Below are 1399 nucleotides of genomic sequence, written 5' to 3' on the forward strand. Positions count from 1 at the left end.
CGCGCGGCTCCCGCCGTGCCCGCCTCGGCCCGTCCGATCCTCGGCCCGTCCGGCGGTTGTCTGCGCCGCTCGGCCCCGGTCAGGTGCCGGCTGTGGCCTCGACGGTGAACAGCTGCCGCTCCAGGTGGTCCAGCGCCAGCCGGACGGCACCGGTGGCCACCGCCGCCTCACCCAGCTTGGACAGCTCCACGCGTGGCGGACGCAGGCAGTAGCGGGCCAGTTCGCGCCGCAGCGGGTCCAGCAGGCCGTCCTGGCCCGCGGCCCACCCGCCGATCACCACCAGTTCCGGATCGAGCGCGAGCACCAGCGCGGCCACGTCGTGGACCAGCCGCTGGATGAAGCGGTCGACGGCCTGCCGGGCCCGCTCGTCACCGTCGCGCGCCATCCGGAAGACCTTGGCGACGGCCGCCTCGTCCAGCGGGTGCAGGGGCTCACCGGTGGTGGAGAGCAGCCGCTCGGGGAACGCCTCCCGGCCGAGCAGGTGCAGGGCGCCGATCTCACCCGCCGCGCCCCCGTACCCGCGGTGCAGCCGGCCGCCGATCAGCGATCCCGCGCCGGGGCTCAGACCGGCCAGCACCATCACCGCGTCGTCGCAGCCGACCGCCGCGCCCTTCCAGTGCTCGGCGAGCATCGCCGCGTTGGCGTCGTTCTCCACCAGCACCGGGCAGCGGAACGACCTGCGCAGCCGCTCTCCCAGCGGCAGACCGGTCCAGCCCGGCAGCGCGGTGCACAGCCGGACCGCGCCGTCCGACGTCACGATGCCGGGGCTGCCGACTCCCACGGCCCGCAGCGTCGACCGTGCGACGTCCGAGCGCCGCAGCAGGTCGGACACCGCCGCACGCGTCCTTTCCAGCCGGTCGTCCGCGCAGGCGTCCTCGGAGACCTCCCGCTCGGCTGCGCCCAGCAGCTTGCCGTTGAGGTCGGCGAGCACGGCAGAGACGCGGTGCGGGCCGATCTCGATGCCGAGCAGGTGCCCGGCCTCGGCACGGAAGCGGAAGCGGCGTGCGGGGCGGCCCTGGCGCCGGCCGTCCGACGGTTCACCGGCGGCCTCCGCGACGAGGCCGCCGTCGATGAGTCCCTCGACGACTATCTCCACCGTGGGACGGGAGAGGCCGCTCTTGCGCACCAGGTCGGTCAGTGTCGCGCAGCCGTCGGCGGCGCGCAGCGCCCGGAGCACCACCGTGGAGTTGATCCTGCGCAGCAGAGACGGGTCTCCGCCGGTGAGCCTCCCCAACGTCCGCCTCCCTGCCTCGCTCCGTGGCCGGATCGTATCCGCTGGCGGGGAGGCACGGCGAGGGAGGGGAGATCACGGTCCGGCACCGCCGGCCACCGTCCGTCGTGCCGTCCGACCTGCGCGACCGCGACCCGGCCTCCGACCGGCGTGCGCCGCCCGCCCCCG

1 protein-coding gene is annotated in these 1399 nt (G+C 75.8%); it reads right to left on the reverse strand.

Going from position 1 to position 1399, the window contains the following annotated elements:
- Positions 1–79: 79 nt before the first annotated feature.
- Positions 80–1234, reverse strand: a complete 1155-nt coding sequence (locus ACYVE9_RS26905; protein ID WP_461030500.1) for an ROK family protein — start codon at positions 1232–1234, stop codon at positions 80–82.
- Positions 1235–1399: the final 165 nt, after the last annotated feature.

This window comes from Streptomyces sparsus, from assembly GCF_054776295.1.